The following is a 23,495-nucleotide window of genomic DNA, read 5'->3' as shown; positions in this document are numbered from 1 at the left end:
GTGGTGCTCACACCGGTGGTGCGGAGTCGAACAGCCGCAGCCCGAGCGCGAGCAGGAGCAGGCCGTCGGTGGTCGAGGGATCGCGGCGGGTCAGGGCGTGGATGCGGCGGAGCCGGTAGACCACGGTGTTGGGGTTGACGGTGAGCTCTGCAGCGGCCTTGGTCAGGTTGAAGTTGGCGTTGACGTAGGCGCGCAACGTCGGCAGGAGCTCGGCGTTCTTCCGCCGGTCGTAGTCGGCCAGCGGCCTGACCGTTTCCTCGAGCAGGGCGTCGGTGTGGTGGCTCGCACGCAGGATCTGGTCGAGCAGGACGTCGGCGAACAGGATGGCCCGTCCCGGCTGACGGGTGGAGAAGCCGAGGTCGGCAGCCTCGCGGGCTTCACCGTAGGAGCGCTGGACTCCTGCGATGCCTTCGGCGATCCTCCCCAGGCCCACGGTCCAGACGCGGACCGAGGAAGCGATCTCGTGGCACGCCTCCTCGATCTGTTGCTCGTCGTCGCGCTGGTCGAGGGCGCAGATGCCGACGACCTCGGTATCGCGTGCGCCGACCAGGCAGGTGCCGCTCAGCGGTGACAGCCGGTTGCGGACCGCGCGGATGGCGGATTGCAGGCCGGTGATCGGGTCGTCGCGATCCGGGATCTGCAGGACGACGACCACGACGGGTCCCCGCAGGGTCATCGTGAGCACCGCGGTTTGCCGACGGGCTCGCTCGCTGACCGGTTCGCCGGTCAGCAGGGTTTCCAGCACATCGGTGCGCAGGGCTTGGCTGTCGATCGCCGCGCTCGTGGATTCCTGGACGTAGGCCTGGGTGAGGCTGAACGAGATGCTGTCGAGGTAGCCCATCATCGCGCCGGCGGCTTCGATCGCGAGCTCCTTGCCGACGTCGTCCTGGCCGGCGGCGTCGACGATCGTGCGCCAGAGGTGGATTCCCCACAAGCGATAGGTCCGCAGCAGGGACGGCAAGCTGACGTGCTGGTGGACGCGGCGGGCGGCCGAGCGCCGAATCCACTCGACGTCGTGCTCGGAGACGTCGAAGCCGTTCTGGAAGGTCTCGACCAGGTACTCGATGTTGTGCACGGCGGCTTCGGCGACGTCGCGGATGAGGACGGACTCCGGGAGCTCGCGGTACTCGGCGATGGCCGTGCGGTACTCCTCGACGAGGCCGTTGGCCAGCTCATGGCGTCGGGCGTGGACCTCCTGCAGCACTGCGCGGCGGCGCGCGGCGTAGGCGGATCGGTCCGGGGTGTTGTGTTCCTCGACGGTCATGATCGCTTCTCGTGGGCCGGTGGCGCCGCCTGCTGGTTGGTCTCCGACAGCGTCGGCTGGTTGTGGGGATGGGCGGCCAGTCTCTCATTCGTCGCCCGGTGCCGGGCTCGAACAAAACGAGAGAGTAGCAGCAGAAACTTCTCGATTTCTCTCATGACGGGGATTACTGGCCAGTCCTAACGTCTGAGTCGGCCCAGGAAAGGCGATCGGCCGGATGCACCGGCCTGAGCGCCGTGACCTGGTCGAACCCACCGGCCGCGCGATGCCGTCGCACGCCTTCGCGAGGTGTGAACGAGGCACGTGCTTACCGGTGGGGCGTTGCCGGATTGACAGAGAGGTTTGCCCGTGAGCAGCACCCCAGATCCAGTCGCCGTCGCGGAGGACTGCGAGCTAGTCCGGGCGGAAAAACGTGGCGCGGTCGCGCTGGTCACGCTCGACCGCCCGAAGGCGCTCAACGCCCTGTGCGACCAGCTCACCCGCGAGCTGACCGCTGTGCTCGACGCGATCGAAGCCGACGACGAGGTGGGCGCTGCGGTCCTGACCGGCAGCGCGAAGGCGTTCGCTGCGGGGGCGGACATCAAGGAGATGCAGCCGAAGGGCTTCGTCGACGTCTACCTCGAGGACTTCATCACCGCCTCGTGGGAACGGGTGGCGAGGATGCGCAAACCGGTCATCGCCGCGGTCAGCGGCTACGCGCTTGGCGGGGGCGCGGAACTGGCGATGATGTGCGACTTCATCATCGCGTCCGACACCGCCAAGTTCGGCCAGCCGGAGATCACCATCGGGATCCTGCCGGGAGCGGGCGGCACCCAGCGGTTGGCTCGTTCGGTGGGCAAGTCCAAAGCCATGGACATGGTCTTGACCGGGCGGATGATCGACGCCTCGGAAGCCGAGCGGATGGGGCTCGTGGCGCGAGTGGTGCCGGTCGACTCGCTGATCGAGGAGGCCGTCGCAGCCGCGACGACGATCGCCGGGTTCTCGCGGCCGGCGGTGCTCATGGCCAAGGAGAGCGTCGGTCGGGCCTTCGAGACCGGGTTGGCCGAGGGACTGCGATTCGAGCGGCGCATGTTCCACGCCGCGTTCGCCACCTCGGGCAAGAGCGAGGGCATGGCCGCCTTCCTCGACAAGCGCGACGCCCACTACTCGAATCGATAGGGGACTGGTCGATGAGCAGCGTTACTCCCGATGCGATCTGCCACTTCGCGCAGCCGCGCGACATCCGCGTCGGCGGCGGGGCCTTGCAGCAACTCGGCGACGTCATGACCTCGTTGGGCGCGAGCAGGCCCCTCGTCGTTACCGACGGATTCGCCGTGGGGATCGGCCTGGCCGATCGGGTCATCACCTCGCTGCGCCGAGTCGGCCTCAGCCCGGCCCTGTTCGCCGACACGGTCCCCGATCCGACCACTGATTCGCTGGCCCAGGGGCTGGAGGCGATCAAGTCCGGGGACTGCGATGCGGTCGTGGGACTGGGTGGTGGCAGTCCGATGGACACCGCCAAGGCGCTCGCGCTGCTGTCGGTTCAGGGCGGCGAGATGAGCGACTACAAGGCGCCTGCGCAGAACACCGGGCCGGCCCTTCCCGTCGTGGCCGTTCCGACCACTGCGGGCAGCGGTTCGGAGGCCACCCAGTTCACGATCATCACCGACAGCGCCTCCGACGAGAAGATGCTGTGCTCGGGGCGTTCGTTCCTGCCCGTCGCTGCGATCGTGGACTACGAGCTGACGTTGTCGATGCCGCCGCGCCTGACCGCGCACACCGGCATCGACGCGTTGACCCACGCCGTCGAGGCCTACGTGAGCAAGAAGGCCAACCGGCTCTCGGACTCGTTGTGCCTGACTGCGATCTCGACGATCGGGCGCTTCCTGCGCCGGGCGGTGGCCGACGGGGCCGACCACGAGGCACGTGCGGCGATGATGCTCGCCTCGACCCAGGCCGGGATCGCCTTCTCCAACTCCAGCGTGGCCCTCGTGCACGGCATGAGCCGCCCGATCGGCGCCCACTTCCACGTGGCGCACGGGTTGTCCAACGCGATGCTGTTCCCCGCGGTGACGAGGTTCTCGGCCGGCTCGGCGCTCTCCCGCTACGCCGACTGCGCCCGCGCCTTCGGGTGCGCCACGGCCGGCGACGGGGACGAGGTCGCTGCGGACGCTCTGGTCGAGGGAATCTGCCGGTTGTGCGCCGACCTGGAGGTTCCGACGCCGCACGACTACGGCATCGACGAGGCGCAGTGGGAACGCCTCATCCCGACCATGTCCGAACAAGCGCTCGCCTCGGGGTCTCCGGCCAACAATCCGCGCGTGCCCTCCGCGGAGGAGATCGCGCACCTCTATTCCCAGATCTACCGGTAAGTGGATGGATGACTATGAACAGCACTGGTACGGCCAACATCACCGCGACCGATATCGACCACTGGATCGGAGGTGAGAGCACCGCCGGTTCGGTCGCCTCCCGCGGCGAGGTCCACAACCCCGCGACGGGTGCCCTGACCGGTCGCGTGGCCTTCGCGACCCCGGAGGACGTCACGGCCGCGGTCACCGCGGCCGCCGAGGCTTTCCCCGCCTGGTCCAACACCCCGCCGCACGTGCGGGCTCGAGTGCTGTTCCGCTTCCGCGACCTCGTGGAGACCCACCGCGACCGGCTCGCCGAGATCATCACCGCCGAGCACGGCAAGGTCTTCAACGATGCCCAGGGCGAGGTGACCCGCGGGCTCGAGGTCGTCGAGTTCGCCTGCGGCATCCCGCAGCTGCTCAAGGGGGAGTTCTCCGAGAACGTGGGCCGGGCTGTCGATGCTGTGACGTTCCGCCAGCCGTTGGGTGTGGTCACCGGGATCTCGCCGTTCAACTTCCCGGCGATGGTGCCGATGTGGATGTTCCCGGTCGCCCTGGCGTGCGGGAACACCTTCGTGATGAAGCCGTCTGAAAAGGACCCGACGCTCAGCGTCGAGTTGGCCAAGCTGCTCAAGGAAGCGGGTCTGCCGGACGGCGTGTTCAACGTCGTCCACGGTGACAAGGTCGCGGTGGACGCGCTTCTCGTCGACCCCCGGGTTGAGGCGGTCAGCTTCGTCGGTTCCACCCCGATCGCGGAGTACATCCACACGACCGCGGTCGCCAACGGCAAGCGCGTGCAGGCCCTCGGCGGTGCCAAGAACCACATGGTCGTCATGCCAGATGCCGATCTCGACCAGGCGGTGTCTGCCCTGATGGGGGCCGCGTACGGGTCGGCCGGCGAGCGATGCATGGCGATCTCGGTCGCGGTCCCGGTGGGGGAGGAGACGGCGCAGCGCCTCAGGGAGCGCCTGGTCAAGGCGCTCGGAGAGCTGAAGATCGGCCCCGGCATGACAGCCGATGTGGAGATGGGCCCGCTGGTCACCGCAGCACACCGGGACAAGGTCGCGGGCTATCTCGACATTGGCGTCGAGGAAGGTGCCGAGCTGGTCGTAGATGGCCGCAAGCAGCAGGTTAACGGTGCCGGCGATGGGTTCTTCCTGGGCGGTTCGCTGTTCGATCACGTCACCGCGAGCATGAAGATCTACCGTGAGGAGATCTTCGGTCCCGTGCTGGCGATCGCGCGGGCCGGTTCGTTCGCCGAAGCCCTCACCCTCGTCAACGAGCACGAGTACGGCAACGGGACCGCGATCTTCACCCGCGACGGCAACACCGCACGCACCTACCTGGCCAAGGTCAAGGCCGGCATGGTCGGGGTGAACGTGCCGATTCCGGTACCGATGGCATTCCACTCGTTCGGCGGCTGGAAGCGATCGCTGTTCGGTGACCACCACGTCCACGGCCCCGAAGGCGTGCGCTTCTACACCCGCAACAAGACCGCCACCACCCGCTGGCCCAGCGATGCCCAGGTGACCACCGACTTCGCCATGCCGACCCATGCCTGACCAGCAGCGCGCGGAAGTCCGGGCGGAGGGCGTGCGGATCGAGCGCGACGGGACCCTCGGTCGCATCGTCCTGGACCAGCCGAAGTCGCTGAACGCGCTGACGCTGGAGATGGTCGCTGCCATCGAGCGCGCACTGCTCGACTGGCTACCCCAGCCGCTGAGCACGGTGATCATCGAAAGTTCCGACGAGCGCGCCTTCTGCGCCGGTGGCGACATCCGGGCGATCCGGCAGAACACCCTTGAAGGCCGACACGAGGTGAGCGAGCGATTCTTCGCCACCGAGTACCGGGTCAACGCGCTGCTCGCCGACTATCCGCATCCCGTCATCTCCTTGATCGACGGGATCTGCTTGGGCGGTGGCTTGGGCTTGTCCGTGCACGGGCCGTTCCGCGTCGTGACCGAGTCCGCGACCCTGGCGATGCCCGAGACCGGGATCGGTTTCTTCCCGGACGTCGGTGCTAGCTACTTCCTGCCGCGGCTGCCAGGCGCGATCGGTACCTACCTCGGGCTGACCGGCGAGCGCCTCGACGCAGCCGACGCCCTCGCGGCCGGGCTGGCGACCCACTACTGCGCATCCAGCGCGATCGGTGAGCTACCCGAGCTGCTGCGTTCTCGCGGTCAGCACAGCGTCGATGAGGTCCTCAGGAACATCTGCACCACACCGACCACGCCAGCCGTGCTGTCCGAACATCGACCAGCGATCGACCAGATCTTCGGTGCCACCAGCGTGGAGCAGATCCGCTGCAGGCTGCGGGCTGCGGACACCACGTGGGCCAGCGATCACCTGCAGATCCTGGACCGGATGTCGCCGCAGAGCCTCGATCTCACCTTTGACCTGCTCACACGAGGGCGGGAGCGCAAGCTCATCGCCTGCCTGACGGCTGAACTGCGAGCCGCCCACCACGTGACGCACAGCCTCGACTTCATCGAGGGCGTGCGAGCGGCGCTGGTCGACAAGGACCGATCACCCGCGTGGTCCACGGACAGCGCGTACCTCGGTGTCGATGCCGAGGGAGAGCCGCTGTGGAGCGATGCGCTCAACGCGCCGGAGCCTGCGCCGGATCTCGATCCCTGGTCGGTTCTACCGGAGTACTGACCGAATGTCTGCCGAAACGGCCCGAGTTGGCAACGCGTGAGTCGACTGGGCTGAGGAGAGAGGAGCGATCCCATGTCCACACCTCATCCGATCGCCGACGGCGTGACCGGGGTCCAGCGACTGCTGATCGGTCGTGAACCGGTGCAACGCGCCACCACCGTCTGAAGCCGGGATGGCCCGGTGGGGGTGCCTGCCGTGGAGACCGTTACCCGATTCCACCGCAGGCAGCGGCGACCCAGAAGTACCACGCGATTCGCAACGACATCCCGTCCGAGGGACATCACGGAGTCAAGACAAGGAGAATCCGATGGCCAATGACGACCGTCGCAGCGTTGTCACTCCCGGCGCTGAGCCGACACCGATCGGCGAGGTGCCACCGGTCGGTGTCGTACCGGCCAAGATGCACGCCCAGGTCGTGCGGCAGAGCCGCTACGGCGACCCGGCCGAGGCATTCCAGCCCGAACTGATCGACACCCCGCCCATCGGCCCGGACGAAGTTCTGATCGCGGTCATGGCGGCCGGGGTCAACTACAACAACGTCTGGGCCGCCCGCGGGTATCCGGTCGACCAGGTCGCCATCCGGCAGAAGCGGGGCGAACCGGAGGACTTCCACGTCGGGGGCTCGGATGCGTCGGGCATCGTCTACGCCGTCGGCGATGACGTCAGCGGCGTCGAGATCGGCCAGGAAGTGGTCATTCACCCAGGTGTCTGGGACGCCGACGATCCCTGGATCGCGCGGGGCAAGGACCCGATGATCGCGCCGAGCGCGAAGATCTGGGGCTACGACACCAACTATGGTGCCTTCGGGCAGTTCGCCCGCGTGCAAGCCCACCAGGTCATGCCCAAGGCGGAGCACCTGTCGTGGGAAGAGGCCGCAGCCCCCACGCTCGTGGGCACGACCGCGTACCGAATGCTCCACGGTTGGGCGGGAAACACGCTGAACGAAGGCGACCTGGTATTGGTCTGGGGCGGCTCCGGTGGGCTCGGAACGCAGGCGTGCCAGCTGGTCAAGGCCGCCGGTGGGCGCGCTGTTGCGGTCGTTTCCGACGATGAGCGCGGTGCCTACGCGATGAAGTACGGCGCGATCGGCTACATCAACCGCCGCGAGTTCAGCCACTGGGGCGTGCCTCCACTGGTTGACGACGCAGCTGGGCAGAAGGAGTGGTCGGCCGGCGCCCGCGCGTTCGGCAAGAAGGTGTGGGAGATCGCCGGCGCCCGTGAGGATCCGGCGATCGTCTTCGAACATCCCGGCAGCGCAACCATCCCCACGAGCATCTTCCTCTGCCAACCCGGTGGCATGGTCGTGATCTGCGCGGGTACGACTGGATTCGATGCGATGGTCGACCTCCGCTACCACTGGACCCGGCAGAAGCGGCTCCAGGGATCGCACGGCACCAACGACGAGCAGGCTTACGCCTACAACGAGCTCGTCCGCAACCGCTACATCGATCCCTGCGTGGGCCGCACCCTCCCGTTCACCGACATCCCGGAGGCGCACGCGGTGATGAGCCGCGGCGAGGACGTGTTCGGCAACGTCACCATTCTCGTGGGAGCGAAGGAGCCCGGTTCAGGCCGAGTCTGAGTCCACAGACACGATGCCCACGAGATACCGATGCATGAGAGCGGGAATGTTCGTCCTGAGCGACGTTTCCGCCCTCATGCATCGTCGCCGCTCCCTTGCGCACGTCGTCGGGAAGCGAAGTCCGATCGGCAGCCGAGCGGTCGTGTTCACAGAAGACGCACGAACGGGAGAGCAGGCGTCTGGAGGCATTCATGATTTCGGCGGACGATCTGGGCATCTTCCTGGAGGTGGCACGTCGGGGCCGGCTCACCGAGGCGGCCAAGCACCTCGGCCTCAACCACGCCACCGTTGGGCGCCACATCTCGCAGCTCGAACGCAGTGCTGAGCAGCGCCTGTTCCATCGCGACCCCTCTGGCTGGAGTCTCACCTCCGCGGGAACCCGTCTGCTCGTTCATGCTGAGGCCGTCGAAGCCGCAGTCGTGGCGGCGCGCGAGGACTGCTTGCAGACCAGTCATCACCTCACCGGATCAGTCCGGCTGATCACCCCCGACGGGTTTGGCACCTTCCTGGTCGGTTCCGGGTTCGGTGAGTTCCAAGCCGCGCTCCCCGGGTTGTCCCTTGAGCTCATCATCGCCAACGTTCACACGTCGTTGAGCACGCGCGAGTTCGACCTCGCAGTCGCCATCGAGCGGCCCGTCGCCCGGGCGGTGCGCACCGTCAAGCTCGCCGATTACGAGTTGCGCCTCTACGCCGCGCCGGCGTTCTTGCGCGCCCACTCGCCGATTCGATCGGCCGACGACATCAGCGACGACGCATTCATCTGGTACGTCGATGATTCCCTCGGTAGCCCGACGCTGGAGACCCTCTACCGGGCAGTGCCGACCGCCCGGCCCAAATATCAAATCAACACGATCTCCGGGCAGATCGCTGCTGCACAACAGGGGCTCGGCTTGGCGTTCCTGCCGTCGTGGATCGGGGACATCACCCCAGGGCTCGAGCGCGTTGATGGCTTCCCCCACGCCGTGCCGCACAGCTACTGGCTGCTTGTTCCTTGCAACTTGGTGCGCTTGGCCCGGGTCCGCGCGACTACCGGCCTGCTGGAGGGGTTCGTCGAGCGGTGTCCCGGACTTCACCTAGTGACGCGCAACGTTTCCGCCAAGCTGCGGGGTGAGGTCGGATGACCGTCTTCTCCGGACCTGTGCAGGAATGCACAGCGCTGTTGGAAGTTCCTCATTGAGTCGCCGGTTGGCTCTTGATTTCATAGTGCTCAAGCCCACTTCATGACACGCGGCAATGCCGCCGGATAGGGCCAGGGTGCCCGGGCCGCCTTGCCTGGCTCCGGGCGCGCTCGTGAGGCGAAACGACAGTCTCCGAGGCCACGATTGTGAAACTTGGGCAGATCTACGTGCCCTTCCTATGAATCAGAACGGTGTTTGATCATGGCGCAAGCAATGACGCGGCGCACCAACTCCGTGAGAATGGTGGCGATCGGCAGTTTCGTCGGTACCACCATCGAGTGGTACGACTTCTTCCTCTACGGCACTGCTGCGGCGCTGGTATTCAGCCCGCTGTTCTTCCCCGACGTTTCTCCAGCGATCGGGCTCATCGCTGCTTTTGGCACCTACGCCGTCGGATTCCTCGCTCGCCCTGTCGGTGCGCTCGTCGGCGGCCACGTCGGAGACCGCATCGGGCGGAAAGCCATGCTGGTCACGTCGCTGATCGTCATGGGTGTCGGCACAGCCTTGGTCGGCGTCCTGCCCACATACGGCCAGGCCGGTCTCGCGGCGCCGCTCATGCTCGTCGCGCTGCGTCTCGTCCAAGGGTTCGGTGTGGGCGCCGAATGGGGCGGCGCTGCCTTGATGTCCGTGGAGACCGCACCGGCCCACCGCCGCGGGCTCTACGGCAGCTTCACCCAGATCGGAGTTTCGGGCGGCATGCTGCTCGCGGTAGGTGCATTCACCCTCGCGAAAACTTCTTTGAGCCCACAGGAGTTCCTCGCCTGGGGTTGGCGAATCCCCTTCCTGGCAAGCGGTCTCCTGATCATCGTCGGATTCCTCATCCGCGCTCGCCTGGTCGAACCAGACTCGTTCGCGAAGATGAAGCACGACAGCGCGGTTTCGGAACGTCCGCTGGTGGACGTCGTCAAGAACGAGCGCCGTGCGATCTGGCTGACCGCGGGCATGCGGCTGTCGCAGAACGCGGTCTACTACCTCTACACCACCTTCGGCATCGCCTACATCGCACGGACTGTCGGAACTGACTCGAACGTCGGCCTGCAGTCGGTGCTCATCGCGTCCGCGATCGGCCTGGTTTCGGTTCCGCTGTGGGCCCATCTGTCCGACAAGTACGGGCGACGCCCGCTCTACTTGTTCGGCACTGTTGCCAGTGCCCTGTTCGTGGCGCCGTTCTTCCTGCTCGCCGACACCGGTAACGGGCTTCTCATCGTCATCGGGATGGTCGTCGGCGTGAACCTCTTCCACGACGCGATGTACGGTCCTCAGGCGGCGTTCTTCACCGAGATGTTCTCCACCGGTGTCCGCTACAGCGGCGCGTCCATGGGGTACCAGTTCGGGTCCGTCGTCTCGGGTGGTTTCGCCCCGCTGATCGCGACCAGCCTGCTGGCGCTCAACGGGGGCCGACCCTGGCTGGTCGTCGCCTACTTCGTCGTTCTCAGCGCGATCACCGGCATCTGCGCTTACCTCGCGCCCGAAACCTTCCGCCGCACCCTCGTCGCTCACTCGGGAACCGAAGCGCCCCTTGGAGCAGCAGGACCGGCCTCGACCAAGGCCTGACCGCCCCGTTGCAGTGCCTGGCACCGGGTTTGATAACGCACACCGACAGGAGATTCACGTGACCGAGACTGCGAACACCATCAACGGCATCGACTGCGATGCGCTGACCGCCACACTCGATGCCGTGCGCCGGCAGCCCGAGTTGGCCGAGGTCACCTTCACCCTGGGAACGAACTGGGAGCGAGGCTGTCGCCAGGTCGCCACCACTGGCGAAGTCCGCCAGGCCGGAACCCAGGTCGAGGCGCGCACTGCGCGCTACACGCTGGAATCCGACGAGCCCGCCGCCTTGCTGGGCACCGACACGGCTGCTAGCCCCGGGGAGTACGTGCTGCAGGCCCTGGCCGGGTGCTACGCGGTGACCTTCGCCGCCAATGCCGCAGCCCGGGGCATTGAGCTCTCATCCCTGCGGCTGGACATGGAGGTCGATTTCGACCTGCAGGGTTTCCTCGGCCTCGACAAGTCGGTCCGTCCGGGTGCGCAGGAGATTCGCGTGACGGTGCACGCCGAGTCCCCGAACACTTCCCGGGAGGGCCTGCAGGAGTTGACCGATGTTGTTCAGCAGCGCTCGCCGATCCGGGACACCCTCGCCAACGAGGTGCGCGTCCGCACCGTCCTGGGCCAGGGATGAGCCCACGGGACAAGCCGATCACAAACACCCGAACTGAAGGAGCAGCATGACCAGTGCAGAGTTCGTGCGCAGCGAAATTCGTGGTCCCATCGCCTGGTTGACGATCGACCGTCCGAAGAAGCTCAACGCGTTGTCCGTCGAGGTCATGAGCGAACTTTCGGACGCGCTCGACGAAGCCGAGCACGACGACGCCGTCAGGGCCGTGGTCCTGCGGGGCGGGGAGCAGGCCTTCAGCGTCGGCTACGACATCGCCCAGGAAGTCAGCATGGGCGTCTCCACCGCCGAGCAGTGGCACGCCGGCTTGGCCAACAACATCGGTTTGACGATGAAGGTCTGGGGCTTGGGCAAGCCCGTCATCGGTGCGATCTCCGGCTGGTGCCTGGCGGGTGGCTGCGAGCTGGCGATGGCCTGCGACTTACTCGTCGCCAGCGACGACGCGCAGTTCGGCGAGCCCGAGATTCGTTTCGGGTCAGGCCCGGTCACGCTCCTGATGCCGTTCCTGCTCGGGCAGAAGGCCACCAACGAGCTCCTCTACACGGGCGACGTCGTCGACGCGAAGCGTGCCTTGGAGCTCGGGCTGGTCAACCGAGTGGTTTCTCCGGACGAGCTTGAGAGGACGGTGGAGCAGCTCGCCGAGAAGATCGCACTGACGCCACTGCCCATCCTGCGCTACACCAAGCGTGCGATCACCCGGGCCTACGAGGCGATGGGACTGCGCGACGCTGTCATGGCCAACCACGACATCGCCGCAGTTCTCAATTCCGCGTACACACCGGAGCGTGCCGAGTTCACCGAACTCGTCGCGGCCGAGGGGCTTCGAGCGGCACTCGCGTGGCGAGACGCGCGCTACGCCGCTGTGGACTGACGCGGACCGTCAGCTCGGCGACGCGAGCACGACTGGCCGCCGGTGCTCGGGAGTCCTGCCCTCCCGAGCACCGGCAGCGCGCACGTGTGTTGCGTGTCAGCGGGAAGGTCGAGGCAGTGCCAGCCGACCGCGGGCACTTGCGTGGGCGCCTCCGCGATGCTCTCTATGAGAGTAGGCTTTCAAACAAAGTGAACTGACGCGAATGATGCGGGCTGAGGAGCAGGGTTAGATATCGGACGGGGACCACAGGATCCCGGATCGAGGCGTGACGCTTCCGAGAGGTGTTGGGCCAGTACTTCACAGGGGTGGTCGTCGTGACAGCGTTGGATGCCGCTGGTGAGCCGATCGGCATGACCGTCGGTTCGTTCCCGTCGGTGTCGCTCGACCCTCCGCTGGTGTTTTTCCTGCCGAGCAAAATCTCCTCATCGCAGGCTGCTCTCCGGGCGACCGGTGATCGTTTCTGTATCAATGTGCTCCGTGCGGACCAGGGGGGAGCTGTGTCGTGTCGTGGCCATGCAGAAGAACGACAGGTTCGGCGGCGTCGAGTGGCACCGCTCTCCGGGTGGGAATCCGGTGCTGGAGGGCGCGGTGGTGTGGATCGACTGCGTTACCGAGCAGATCTACGACGGTGGGGAACACGACATCGTCGTGGGTCGGGTGGTCGAACTCGATTTCGGTTCGCCCGGCCAACCATTGCTGTTCTTTTCTGGTGGCTACGGTTCGTTTAGTCCGTCGTCGTTGGCTTCGGGTGATTCGGATCTGCTCGCACACCTCGGCCTGATCGACCTGACCCGCCCGCAGACGGAGCTCCTGGCCGCGTAGTTGGACACTGAGGTGACCGCGATCGCTCTCATTGGGTACGAGCTGGTGCTCGCAGCGGATGCAGACGAGCTCGCGGCCCTCCGGCGCGTGCCAGCGCTGGTTCGCCAGCGGGGCTATGCCATGGCGTGGGCCACCGTGAGGGAGCCCATCTCGAGTCGGTGGCGACACGGATCAACGCCGGCGACCCCGGCACGTCACTGGAGGAGCTGCGCGAAGCGTTCTTCTCCGCACTTCCGGGCTACAACCGGCCGGATGGCCCCGATGGTGACGTCGAACTGTGCTCGCTCAGCGTCCCGGTCTCCGGTCCGGATGGCCGCATCGCCTACATGCTGTCTTTGTGGGGGGAGGTCGTACCTGACGGCACCAGGCGAGGTTCACCAGCGCGCGGCGGCTCTTGTTCGAGCTGCCGCTGCGGAGTCACGCGTCGTCGCGGAGGTCGCATAGCGCTCGACCCGGCGGAGACGCGAGTGATCATTGCCGCGGAAGTGGCGCACAACGGAGCGAGCCGTGGGCAGTCGCCCCGGTCCAAGAGATCTAAGGAGTACAAAAATGCCAGAAGCCGTCATCGTCGCCACCGCCCGTTCGCCGATCGGCCGCGCCGGCAAGGGATCGCTGAAGGAGATGCGTCCCGACGACCTGACCAGACAGATGGTCGAGGCGGCTCTTGCGAAGGTCCCCGAGCTGGATCGCCGAGACGTCGAGGACCTGATGCTGGGCGTGGGGCAGCCGGCCGGGGAGGCGGGCTGCAACATCGGACGGACCGTCGCCGTCCTCGCCGGAATGGACCACCTGCCTGGCGTGACGGTGAACCGGTACTGCTCGGCGAGCCTGCAGACCACCCGGATGGCGCTGCACGCGATTCGATCGGGCGAGGGCCACGTGTTCATTTCCGGGGGCGTCGAGACGGTGAGCCGCTACACGAATGGGGGCGCGGATGGCCCTCCCGGCACCGAAAACCCGCTGTTCTCCGAGGCTCAGGCGCGCACGGAGAAGTTCGCGGACGGTGGGCAGACGTGGTCGGATCCGAGGATGGCGGGGGACCTGCCGGACGTCTACATCGCCATGGGGCAGACGGCGGAGAATGTGGCACAAACGAAGGGAGTCAGCCGCGCCGATCAGGATGCCTTCGCCGTGCGGAGCCAGAATCTGGCAGAGAAGGCCGCTGCAAGCGGATTCTGGGCTCGTGAGATTACCCCGGTGAACCTTCCCGTCGGCACGGTGGTCAGCGCCGACGACGGTCCGCGGGCCGGCGTGACGCTGGACAGCGTCTCGGCCCTGAATCCTGTCTTCAGGCCGGACGGGACGGTCACCGCTGGCAACTGCTGCCCGCTCAACGATGGTGCGGCGGCGTTGGTGATCATGTCGGACGTCAAGGCTGGGGAACTCGGTCTCACGCCCTTGGCTCGGATCGTCAGCACCGGCATCAGCGGGCTCTCGCCCGAGATCATGGGACTGGGGCCGGTCGAAGCTTCGCAGCGCGCCCTGGAACTGGCCGGCCTGAGCATCGGTGACATCGACCTGGTCGAGATCAACGAGGCATTCGCGGCACAGGTTCTCGCCTCCGCACGCGAGCTCAGGATCGAGGAGGACCGCCTCAACGTCAACGGTGGTGCGATCGCGGTCGGCCATCCGTTCGGCATGACCGGAGCACGGATCACCACCACCTTGATCAACTCGCTGCAGTGGTACGACAAGCAGTTCGGGCTCGAGACCATGTGCGTCGGCGGCGGTCAGGGCATGGCGATGGTTCTGGAACGCCTCTCGTGATGCCGTCGCAACTCACCGGGAGCCCCGCGGGCCATCGTGACGGGAGCTGCCCCAGGAATCGGCGCAGCCTGACCGACTGGGGCAACGTCATGGAGGTGCCCCCGCGCGGGGCGTTCCTGATGAGCAGGGCGGTGAGGGCACATGGTCGCCTCGAAATTCGGCCAAATCGTGAATCTGTCTAGCGCGTCCGCATTGGGCAACTATGGGAAAGCGAACTATTGCGCCGCCAAGGCGGGTTTGCGGGGATTTACCAAGACCCTGGCACTCGAACCTGGGAAAGTTCGGCGTCACCGTGAATGCGGTGGCTCCGGGCTTCGTCGAAATGACGGTCGAGACCCACCTCGGGTACTCCGGCTCGCATGTCGTGACGCAAGAGCAAATCTTGTTTGTGGAAGTAACCGGGGACCACCAGGGCTAGACTCAGGAGCCGTGCAGCGGCGGTCGGCCTCACGGGTCCGCGCTGGCACCATGGCGGGCGAGAATGTGCTTTACGATATCGGTGTCATCCCCATCACCTCCTCCGATGCGCTCGGCAAGGCAGGTCTGGTGAAAACGGTTCGTCGAACCTTCGCGCTCGCCGGAACGATGAAGACGGAACGCGGCCTGGAACACGAGCGCAATGACAACGACCGCGTCATGCGTTACCGCGCGAAGCTCACCACAAACCAGGCCATTGCACACGCTCTGAGCCACGATGTCGGCCGAATCGCACCGAACTTCGTGCCGACCTCGTGCTCTGGTCCCGCTGGCCCGGTTCGGCACCACGCCGTCCATGGTCCTGAATCCGGATTCCCGGCCTGAGGGTCAGCGGTGCCCACAACGCCTCCGTCGCGCGGGCGTAAGCACCTGTCATGGCCCCATTTCGGCGGCCACGGGTTTGCCACGGCGGAACTCTCCGTGCACTACGTGGGTCAGGCTGGGTTCGCCATTGGCGACGCGATGCTCACACGCAGGGCTCGCATCGCGGTCCAGGGGACGCGCAACGTCGGCCTCGACAGCATGGTCCGGCACGGGAGAACCGGATCGGTGGAGGTCGGTGCGATCACGGGGACCGTGACTATCGACGGAGAGATCCTGGCCAGCCGACCCGCTGACCGTGTCGCGCTCTCACGCCTCCACTACTTGTGACACACCCCTTCTCCGCACTTGGCGTCGAACTCAACTGCCGCTCAGGTCGCGGAGAACCTATCGTCTCGAGTGGACACCATCTGCGCGCCTGTCCGGTGCTGTGCGCGGATGCCATGCTCGACGACCTCATCGACATCGATGTCGCGCTTGAGAATCTTGCCGGTCGAACCCTTCGGCAGAGCGTCGCATACGTGGTACACGCGCGGGACCTTGTAGGCGGCCAGTCGTTCACCCAGCCAGGCCCGCACCTCGGCGACATCGAGGTCTTGTCCCGGCTGCCGGACCAGGACGGCGGCGACCTCCTCGCCCAGTCGCTCGTCTGGGATGCCGATGACCGCACACTCCAATACGGTTGGGTGGTGATAAAGGATGCCCTCGATCTCCGGGGGGTAGACGTTGTAGCCCCCGCGGATGATTAATTCCTTGAGTCGCCCGACGATCCACAAGTCCCCGTCGTCGTCCATGCGGCCGAGGTCACCCGTGAGGAACCAGGGACCGGTACGGATGCTGGCCGTCGCGTCGGGTCGGTTCCAGTACTCGCGCATAACGTTGGGACCTTGGACCGCGACTTCACCGATGTCGCCAGCGGGCAGCGTCTGGTGATCTGGCCCGAGAATGGCGATCTGGCAGCCGGGAACAGCGCGGCCGACGCTGCCTTCCTTCGGCTCCTCCGCCAGGGACTGGCAGGTGGCGGCTCCGGTGGTCTCGCTCAAGCCGTAACCGTCGATGACGCGTGCCCTGAACCGAGACTCGAACTCCCTTCGCACCGCATGGGGGAGTGGTGCTCCGCCGGTGAGGAAGTACCGGAGATCCGGAAGATCGTCGGCTGTGACTGAGGTATCCGCCTGCAGCATCTCGTTCCACATGGTGGGGACGCCGGCCATCGTGGTCAGTTGGTGCGCAACTGCGAGTTCGAGCATGCGCACGGCGTCGAATCGCCGCAGGAGAGAGAGACTTGCGCCGACGTGCTGGACGGAGGCCATGACGGACGCCTGACCGAAGACATGGAAGAGCGGCAGCGCGGTACCCACGTGGTCGCCCGGACTGATCTCTTGGACCTTCGACAGAGATGCGCCACAGGAGAGCAAGTTCCCATGGGTCAGTACAGCGCCCTTCGGGCTTCCCGTGGTTCCCGACGTATAGAGCAGGACGGCCGCTTCACTCTGCTCGGCGTCGGCGTAGGGGACGCCGTCGTCTGACAATGCCCCATACGGCGTGAGGGAGTCGGGTTCCACGATCCATGTGGGCCGGCTGTTGGGTGACTGCGATGCAAGGAGTGCGTCACGGGTGTCAGGACAGCCGACTGCCAACACGCAGTCGGCGTCGCTGTGGAAGTAGTTGATCTCGCGCGGTGCGCACTGTGTGTTGACCGTGACCGCGACGGCGCCGATGGCAAGCACGCCGTGATACACGAAGACGAACTCCGCGCTCGTCGGCAGCACAATGAGAACGCGGTCACCCCGGGTCACCCCGCGCGCGGAGAGTTCCTCCGAAGCGCTGCGGACGCATGCCCGAAGCTCGCCATAGCTCCACGACCGACGTTCATCTCGCAGCGCGATGTGGTCGGGAATCGCGTCAGCATGCCGCCAGATGTTCTGCACCGCGTTGACCATGTGGACTCGCCTCCGTCGCATGGTTTCCCACATCCTAAGACGTGGAGAGTACACTTCGATCGAAGTGTAAACTCTCTACAGTTCGGAGGCCAGGTGTGAGCAAGCGCATCGCCCTCAATGCCTTCAACATGACCGCGGCGGGGCACCAGAGCTCGACATGGGCGTCGGGGGATTCGAGCCCGTTCTCTCGGCAGCGCCGAGAACGACGTCGCCGATGAGATCGAGCGTTGGATCGACGAAGGCGACCTTGACGGGATCAAATCTGTCCTACGCAGTCACGCCACACGACATCGAGGCATTCGTTGACACCGCAATCCCCGAACTGCAGAAGCGTGGCCGAGTGTGGAAGGAAAATGAGGGCGAGACTCTGCGCGAGTACATCGCGGAGCCGGGGAACAGACGGCTGTCCGCCAGTCATCCCGGAGGGCGGGCTGCGCGAGTGGGCGGCCACCGTGGTTGATCCGGAAGCCGATCAACGGCGGAGCCCGAGTCATCGATCGCGTGCACCCGTGGCCGGATGGATCAGATCGAAGCCAACTGCTCGCGCCACTTGCCCTTGCGCAGGATCTGCAGCGGACGCAGGAGCGCCTCCAGCCGGTGCGTGAGTCGTTCGGGCAACTTGGCCGACGGAAGGCCGCGCGCATGGGAGCGGAGCACCTCGTGGACGTCGAGGGCATGGCAGTTCTGTACGACGATCGCTGGGTCGATGCCGGCGAGAACCCGCGCTGCTTGAGCCTGCGCGACGATCTCTTCGAGCAGTTCGAATCAACGATTGGCATACGCCAGGCCGCTTTGGCCCACGTCAGTGTGGGCGCCGAACGATTCCTTGACGAATGTGAAAGCCAGGTCCGGGACCTGGCGTAGAGATCGGCGAACATTCGGTAGCTCGCCAGGATGCGGTCGACGTACGTCTCGGCGTCCGGCGATCGAGACGCGTGGTTCTGGCCTTCCTGCTCGGCGCACGCATCGATGACCCGCTGGAACTCCTCGCCGTAGATCATCAAGAACAGGTCCAGCTTCGACGGGAAATAGCGGAAGAGCGTCGCCTCCCCGACGTCATCACGGGCAGCGATCTCCTTTGTCGTCACGGCGTCGTAGCCGCGGTCCCACATCAGTTCGCGCGCTGCGGCAAGCATCCGGGCCGTGGCCTCCTGCTTCTGGGACGCTTTCTCTCGATCCGACCCTGGTTATGCGGGCCCACCATTATCCTGTGTCCGTCCGCTTCGCCGACCTGTCACCGCACCTGCAGGAGGCGCGCATCGCGCTGATGGCCGAGTTGGATCTCGAACCGACCTCGACCGTGGTTGTTCAGAGCGAACATCGACTTCCATTGCCCCGCTGTCGCGCAACCGGCTGCGTTGGACGTATGGAGCTGGGTGTCCCGCGTTGGCAACTGTTCGGCGACAATCGACTCGGTGGTGAGTCATGAGGGATCGGGTTCGCCGGGGGGCTCCACATTGGTCCTTTTCGACGCCTGCTCCCAGCGTTCGGTGACGCCGTCGGCGACCGTGGTGCGCGCCCTCCGCTCTCGAGAACGTTAGCGGCTCAACCCTGTCCCGCCGGTGCCCCAGGGCCCGTCGACCGCGCAGGTCGTCCGACAAACCTCGCGAGACTCTTGCCGCTGCTCGCCTCCACACCTATATTGAGAGTGCACTATCACTTCGGAATTGCGGTCGTTCGAGTCGCCAACGACACCGACTACGGGCTCGGTTCCTACATTTCACGACCGGGAGCTGAGTCCTGCGGGAGCGCCACGCGCTCCGGGTTCGGCCGAGAATTGGGCCTGGATCGAGGAGTTCCTCAACCGGAAGATGGTCCGGATCGTCCGCTGAGCAGGAAGGGCGCGGTGCTCCTTCCGCCACCGGGCCCTCGGTGCAAGGCAAAGCCAAGAACGCAAGGTAAGGCAGTGCCTACATGAGACGCGAGATCTACGACAGTGACCACGAGGACTTCCGGCAGTCTGTTCGGGAATTCCTCAAGCGTTCGGTCATCCCCAACCTGGACTCCTACGCGGCGAATCGGGCTTTTCCCGCGCGAGATGTGACTCGCGGCCGGCGAGGAGGGCCTCCTAGGCCTCGACCAGGGCTTCATCCACATGATGCAGTGGCTCCCGCAGGAACGGCTCGGATCAGCCATCTGCAACGTCGCGCACGCCAAGCAGATCCTGACTGAGACGCTGGACTACACCAAGGCGCGTCAGGCGTTCGGGCAGCAGGTCGGATCCTTCCAAGCACAACAAGTTCCTGCTGGCCGAGCTCGTCACCCAGACCGAGGTCGCGGAGGCGTTCGTCGACAAGTGCGTGATGGCGCACGTGCGTGGTGAGCTCACCGCCATCGATGCGGCGAAGGCCAAGTGGTGGGCTGCCCAGACGCAATCGGAGGTGCTTGACCACTGCGTGCAGCTGCACGGGGGATACGGGTTCATGAACGAGTACCGGGTGGCCCGTGCCTGGCGGGACGCTCGGGTCACCAAGATCTGGGCTGGTTCGAACGAGATCATGAAGGAGCTGATCGGTCGCGATCTCGGCCTGTGACCCCGCCCTGCTAGCCGGTCGGCATCGATCCACGACGAAACCTTGCGGATTCCGAGAAGCTTCTCGTCCAACTCTGCGTTCTGTCTGTTCCTCAGCCTCGGCGATCGTGTGAACATCGACACATCCGAGCGGGACGAGGGAAGGAGTGCACGTGCCCATCGAGCGGCCCACCGCGTCGGCTCTTGCTCAGATCGCCGCAGGCTACGGTCTCGAGGTTACGCCGGCCGACCTCGAGCACTACCGCGTCGCGGCCGACGACTCGATGGCGGCATGGGACCTCGTTGAGGCTCTCTACGCGGAGCATGCGCCGACACCGCCGAACCGGACGTGGATCTGTCCCTCCGAGAACGACAACCCGTGGGGGGCGTGGTTCGTCAGGACCGAGATCCAGGAGCGCAGCGACGGTCCGCTGGCCGGCCGGCGCGTCGTCATCAAGGACAACACAAGTGTCGCTGGCGTGCCGCTGATGGACGGCTCGACGATGCTTGACGGTTTCATCCCCCGTGAGGACGCGACGGTTGTGTCCCGGCTGCTGGCGGCTGGGGCGGTGATCGTCGGGAAGTCGGTGTGCGAGGACCTCTGCATGTCAGCGGGCTCCCACACCAGCAAGACCGGACCAGTGCGCAATCCGTGGGATCCGAGCCGCTCGGCGGGTGGCTCGTCGAGCGGCAGCGGTGTGCTGGTCGCGACTGGCGAGGCCGACCTGGCGCTGTCGGGCGACCAGGGCGGCTCCATCCGCATCCCAGCCGCCTGGCTCGGTGTGGTCGGCCATAAGCCCACATGGGGACTCGTGCCGTACACGGGCGCGGTGCCGGTCGAGCTGAGCCTGGACCACCTCGGGCCCTCGGCGCGAACAGTCACCGACGTCGCGCAGATGCTCACGGTGCTCGCCGGAGCCGATGGCCTCGACCCGCGCCAGACGTCCTCGATAGAGGCGACCGATTACGCCGCCCGACTCGGCGATGGGGTGGCCGGTCTGCGGGTCGGTGTGGTCGTCGAGGGGTTCGGCCAGGTCAACTCCGAGCCCGAGGTCGACGAGACGGTCCGTGCTGCCATCGAACGGCTTCGATCAGCCGGGATGGCCGCGGAGGAGGTGTCCGTTCCCTGGCACAGCAACGCCCCAGCGCTGTTCAGCGTGATCGCCTTCGAAGGCGCGCTCTCGCAGCTCGTCGACGGCAACACGTTCGGCTCCGGCTGGAAGGGCCGGTACGACCCGGAGCTGATGGCCCACTACGGTGCACGCTGGCAGGCTGATCCCGCCGGTTTCTCGGAGTCCGTCCAGCTGACAATGCTCGCCGGGCGCCATGCCCGCAACAGCGCCCACGGCCGCTACTACGCCATGGCTCGGAATCTCGAACGTACCCTTGCCGCCGCCTATGACGCGGCCTTGCGCGATTACGACGTGCTCGTGATGCCGACCTCTCCCATCCGCGCGACCCCGCTTCCGGATCCGGGCGCGAGCGTGCTCGAGGTCCTCGCGCGAGGTACCGAGATGCTCGCCAACACCGCCGCCTTCGATGTGACGGGCCACCCGGCCTGCTCGGTGCCAGCAGGCATAGCCGGAGGCCTGCCGGTCGGGATGATGATCGTCGGGCGCAACTTCGAGGATGCCACCGTGCTGCGCGTGGCCCGCGCCTTCGAAGCAGAAGTGGGTGGCTTCCCACGGCCAAACCGATCGGAGGGTGACGCATGAACGGAGTGTTCGACCTAGGCGGAGCCGATGGCTTCGGGCGGATCGACCCGACCCCGGAGGAACCGCCGTTCTTCGATGACTGGGAGCGGGCGGTCTTCGCGATGCAGCTGTCCTGCATGATTGGAGGCTGGTTCGGCCTGGACTCATTCCGGCACGGCATCGAGCTCATGGACCCGGCGGCCTATCTCAGCTCGTCGTACTACGAACACTGGCTCCATTCGTTCGAGCATCACGGGATCGCCAAGGGCCACATCGACCCCGAGGAGCTGGACCGACGCACGCAGTACTTCCTGGACAACCCGGACGCACCGCTCCCGAGCCACGAGCCGAAGCCGGAGCTGATCGAGGTCGTTGAGACATCCTCGAAGCACGGTGCTCCGGCGCAGCGACCGACCGACGCACCGATCGGCTTCAACGTGGGAGATGTCGTCCGGGTCCGTGGCGTCGCGCCCCTGGGACACACGCGGATGGCTCGATACGTCCGCGGAAAGTTGGGCACCGTGGTGGCGTACCGGGGCTCGTTTGTGTTCCCGGACTCAGCCGGCAACGACCGTGGCGAGGACCCGCGGCACCTGTACACGATCCAGCTCGACGGCGCCGAGCTGTGGGGCGAGGAGTATGCAGATCCGCGGACCTCCTCGACCTTCGACGTCTGGGAGCCGTACATCGAGCTGGTGCGCGAGTGAAGGAGCGAGAGCTTGAGTGAAGTTGACCGCACGTCGGAGGAGATCGCGGCGCGGGTGAAGGCCCTGGAGTCTCTGCTCATCGAGCAGGGCCTGCTGACCACCGAGATGGTCGACCGCTACGTCGACATTTACGAGAACGAAGTCGGCCCGCAGCTCGGCGCGAAGGTGGTGGCCAAGGCCTGGACCGACGCGGAGTTCAGGGCCCGGCTCCTCGAGGACGCGACAGCGGCGTGCGCGGAGCTCGGCATCGGCGGGGCGCAGGGCGAGCACATGGTGGTGCTCGAGGACACCGACGACGTCCACCACGCCATCGTCTGCACCTTGTGCTCCTGCTATCCGTGGCCGGTCCTGGGCCTGCCACCCAACTGGTACAAGGAGCCGCAGTACCGGTCGCGCATGGTCCGAGCGCCGCGACAGGTGCTGGCCGAGGAGTTCGGGTACGAGATCCCGGAGACCAAGGAGATCCGAGTCTGGGACTCCAGCTCGGAGATCCGCTATTGGGTGCTGCCTCAGCGTCCGCTGGGCACCGACGGATGGACAGAGGAGCAGCTGGCCGCGTTGGTCACCCGCGACTCCATGATCGGTGTCGCTCCCGTCAAGGCAATCTCGTGAAGACGCCCGTGGCGCGCTCGGAGTCGACGGCAGAACAGCGGCGTAGCCTCGAAAAGCTGGTCGGCGACCTCCCCGGCCGGCCCGGCGACCTCGCCTTCGGCGAGCCGTGGGAACTGCGTGCCTTCGCTCTCGTGGTCGCGGCGCACAAGGCGGGTGGTTACGCCTGGCCTGAGTTCCAGGAAGCACTCATCGCATCCATCAGGAAGTGGGAGGACTCGGCCGACGACGCCGGCGCATCGTGGTCCTACTACCAGCACTGGGTCCACGCACTTGAGACGGTCCTGGGAGGTAGAGGAAAGGTCGATCAGGACACAGTGGACGTCCGCACGTGCGAGGTCTTCGACACTCCCAAGAACGGCAATCACCACGAACCGCACTATGAGCCGGTCGCCGTAGACCCGGCGAGGCCGACCATGACCTCGGACCCACCATGAACTTTCCGAGGGAAGTTGCGGGCCGCGCGGCTGCAAAGTCCGCGGCGAAGTGACTGCCCGGCTATGGTTCTTGGTGCCCTCGCGCGAGTGCTCTGGAATTGCCCAGGATTTGGCCGGTGGACTGACGCGGACCGTCAACTCGGCGACGCG

General features: G+C 66.2%; 21 protein-coding genes and 3 pseudogenes. 21 read left to right on the top strand and 3 right to left on the bottom strand.

What is annotated here, in order from left to right; all coding sequences use genetic code 11:
- Positions 1-7: 7 nt before the first annotated feature.
- Positions 8-1,264 (bottom strand): helix-turn-helix domain-containing protein, encoded by a 1,257-nt coding sequence (locus AB0J91_RS05540; RefSeq protein ID WP_363864425.1) that lies wholly within the window; start codon positions 1,262-1,264, stop codon positions 8-10.
- Positions 1,265-1,609: 345 nt separating this feature from the next.
- On the opposite strand from AB0J91_RS05540, the gene AB0J91_RS05535 reads away from it, so the two are divergent.
- The 13 genes and pseudogenes from AB0J91_RS05535 to AB0J91_RS05475 all read left to right on the top strand — a co-directional run bounded on the left by AB0J91_RS05535 (position 1,610) and on the right by AB0J91_RS05475 (position 15,446).
- Positions 1,610-2,419, top strand: coding sequence for an enoyl-CoA hydratase (locus AB0J91_RS05535; protein WP_363864423.1), 810 nt, complete (start codon positions 1,610-1,612; stop codon positions 2,417-2,419).
- 11 nt (positions 2,420-2,430) lie between these two features.
- Complete coding sequence (locus AB0J91_RS05530; protein ID WP_363864421.1) at positions 2,431-3,612, top strand: iron-containing alcohol dehydrogenase; 1,182 nt, start codon at positions 2,431-2,433, stop codon at positions 3,610-3,612.
- A gap of 14 nt (positions 3,613-3,626) precedes the next feature.
- The gene (locus AB0J91_RS05525; protein WP_363864419.1) at positions 3,627-5,153 is read left to right on the top strand and encodes a CoA-acylating methylmalonate-semialdehyde dehydrogenase; all 1,527 of its coding nucleotides are present in this window, start codon (positions 3,627-3,629) and stop codon (positions 5,151-5,153) included.
- Complete coding sequence (locus tag AB0J91_RS05520) at positions 5,146-6,249, top strand: enoyl-CoA hydratase/isomerase family protein (RefSeq protein WP_363864417.1); 1,104 nt, start codon at positions 5,146-5,148, stop codon at positions 6,247-6,249. Before AB0J91_RS05525 ends, AB0J91_RS05520 begins: the two co-directional genes overlap by 8 nt.
- A gap of 307 nt (positions 6,250-6,556) precedes the next feature.
- Positions 6,557-7,831 (top strand): crotonyl-CoA carboxylase/reductase, encoded by a 1,275-nt coding sequence (ccrA, locus tag AB0J91_RS05515; protein WP_363864415.1) that lies wholly within the window; start codon positions 6,557-6,559, stop codon positions 7,829-7,831.
- Positions 7,832-8,022: 191 nt separating this feature from the next.
- Positions 8,023-8,952 (top strand): LysR family transcriptional regulator, encoded by a 930-nt coding sequence (locus AB0J91_RS05510; protein ID WP_363864413.1) that lies wholly within the window; start codon positions 8,023-8,025, stop codon positions 8,950-8,952.
- A gap of 210 nt (positions 8,953-9,162) precedes the next feature.
- Positions 9,163-10,563: an MFS transporter gene (locus AB0J91_RS05505; RefSeq protein WP_363864411.1), complete on the top strand. Its 1,401-nt coding sequence runs from the start codon at positions 9,163-9,165 to the stop codon at positions 10,561-10,563.
- A gap of 58 nt (positions 10,564-10,621) precedes the next feature.
- Positions 10,622-11,191: an OsmC family protein gene (locus tag AB0J91_RS05500; RefSeq protein WP_363864409.1), complete on the top strand. Its 570-nt coding sequence runs from the start codon at positions 10,622-10,624 to the stop codon at positions 11,189-11,191.
- Positions 11,192-11,237: 46 nt separating this feature from the next.
- A complete protein-coding gene (locus AB0J91_RS05495; protein WP_363864407.1) occupies positions 11,238-12,056 on the top strand; it encodes an enoyl-CoA hydratase/isomerase family protein in 819 nt (272 codons plus the stop codon).
- 281 nt (positions 12,057-12,337) lie between these two features.
- A pseudogene (locus AB0J91_RS05490) lies at positions 12,338-12,878 on the top strand (flavin reductase family protein).
- Between the two features lie 549 nt (positions 12,879-13,427).
- Positions 13,428-14,645, top strand: a complete 1,218-nt coding sequence (locus tag AB0J91_RS05485; RefSeq protein WP_363864405.1) for an acetyl-CoA C-acetyltransferase — start codon at positions 13,428-13,430, stop codon at positions 14,643-14,645.
- A gap of 59 nt (positions 14,646-14,704) precedes the next feature.
- Positions 14,705-14,973, top strand: a pseudogene (locus tag AB0J91_RS05480) (SDR family NAD(P)-dependent oxidoreductase); the annotation flags it as partial.
- Positions 14,974-15,113: 140 nt separating this feature from the next.
- Positions 15,114-15,446, top strand: a complete 333-nt coding sequence (locus AB0J91_RS05475; protein ID WP_363864403.1) for a hypothetical protein — start codon at positions 15,114-15,116, stop codon at positions 15,444-15,446.
- 368 nt (positions 15,447-15,814) lie between these two features.
- On the opposite strand, the gene AB0J91_RS05470 is transcribed toward AB0J91_RS05475, so the two are convergent.
- The gene (locus AB0J91_RS05470; RefSeq protein ID WP_363864401.1) at positions 15,815-17,386 is read right to left on the bottom strand and encodes an AMP-binding protein; all 1,572 of its coding nucleotides are present in this window, start codon (positions 17,384-17,386) and stop codon (positions 15,815-15,817) included.
- 660 nt (positions 17,387-18,046) lie between these two features.
- Here AB0J91_RS05470 and AB0J91_RS05465 point away from each other — a divergent pair.
- The gene (locus AB0J91_RS05465; RefSeq protein ID WP_363864542.1) at positions 18,047-18,250 is read left to right on the top strand and encodes a hypothetical protein; all 204 of its coding nucleotides are present in this window, start codon (positions 18,047-18,049) and stop codon (positions 18,248-18,250) included.
- Between the two features lie 149 nt (positions 18,251-18,399).
- Here the strand turns inward: AB0J91_RS05465 and AB0J91_RS05460 are convergent.
- Positions 18,400-18,522: pseudogene (locus AB0J91_RS05460) on the bottom strand (helix-turn-helix domain-containing protein); the annotation flags it as partial.
- 74 nt (positions 18,523-18,596) lie between these two features.
- Here AB0J91_RS05460 and AB0J91_RS05455 point away from each other — a divergent pair.
- The 7 genes from AB0J91_RS05455 (at position 18,597) to AB0J91_RS05425 (ending at position 23,345) form a co-directional block, all read left to right on the top strand.
- Entirely contained in the window at positions 18,597-18,815 is a 219-nt protein-coding gene (locus AB0J91_RS05455) for a hypothetical protein (RefSeq protein ID WP_363864399.1), read from the top strand.
- Between the two features lie 666 nt (positions 18,816-19,481).
- Positions 19,482-19,709: an acyl-CoA dehydrogenase family protein gene (locus tag AB0J91_RS05450; protein ID WP_363864397.1), complete on the top strand. Its 228-nt coding sequence runs from the start codon at positions 19,482-19,484 to the stop codon at positions 19,707-19,709.
- Positions 19,630-19,920 (top strand): acyl-CoA dehydrogenase family protein, encoded by a 291-nt coding sequence (locus AB0J91_RS05445; protein ID WP_363864538.1) that lies wholly within the window; start codon positions 19,630-19,632, stop codon positions 19,918-19,920. The genes AB0J91_RS05450 and AB0J91_RS05445 overlap by 80 nt, the downstream gene beginning before the upstream one ends.
- A gap of 151 nt (positions 19,921-20,071) precedes the next feature.
- Entirely contained in the window at positions 20,072-21,613 is a 1,542-nt protein-coding gene (locus tag AB0J91_RS05440) for an amidase (protein WP_363864396.1), read from the top strand.
- A complete protein-coding gene (nthB, locus tag AB0J91_RS05435; protein WP_363864394.1) occupies positions 21,610-22,299 on the top strand; it encodes a nitrile hydratase subunit beta in 690 nt (229 codons plus the stop codon). Before AB0J91_RS05440 ends, nthB begins: the two co-directional genes overlap by 4 nt.
- Positions 22,300-22,311: 12 nt before the next feature.
- A complete protein-coding gene (nthA, locus tag AB0J91_RS05430; protein ID WP_363864392.1) occupies positions 22,312-22,911 on the top strand; it encodes a nitrile hydratase subunit alpha in 600 nt (199 codons plus the stop codon).
- Positions 22,908-23,345: a nitrile hydratase accessory protein gene (locus AB0J91_RS05425; RefSeq protein ID WP_363864390.1), complete on the top strand. Its 438-nt coding sequence runs from the start codon at positions 22,908-22,910 to the stop codon at positions 23,343-23,345. The genes nthA and AB0J91_RS05425 overlap by 4 nt, the downstream gene beginning before the upstream one ends.
- Positions 23,346-23,495 lie beyond the last annotated feature (150 nt).

This window comes from Saccharopolyspora sp. NPDC049357, assembly GCF_040677225.1.
In the GTDB taxonomy this organism is placed as follows: Bacteria; Actinomycetota; Actinomycetes; order Mycobacteriales; family Pseudonocardiaceae; genus Saccharopolyspora.
This window is presented reverse-complemented; position numbering and strand designations above follow the sequence as displayed.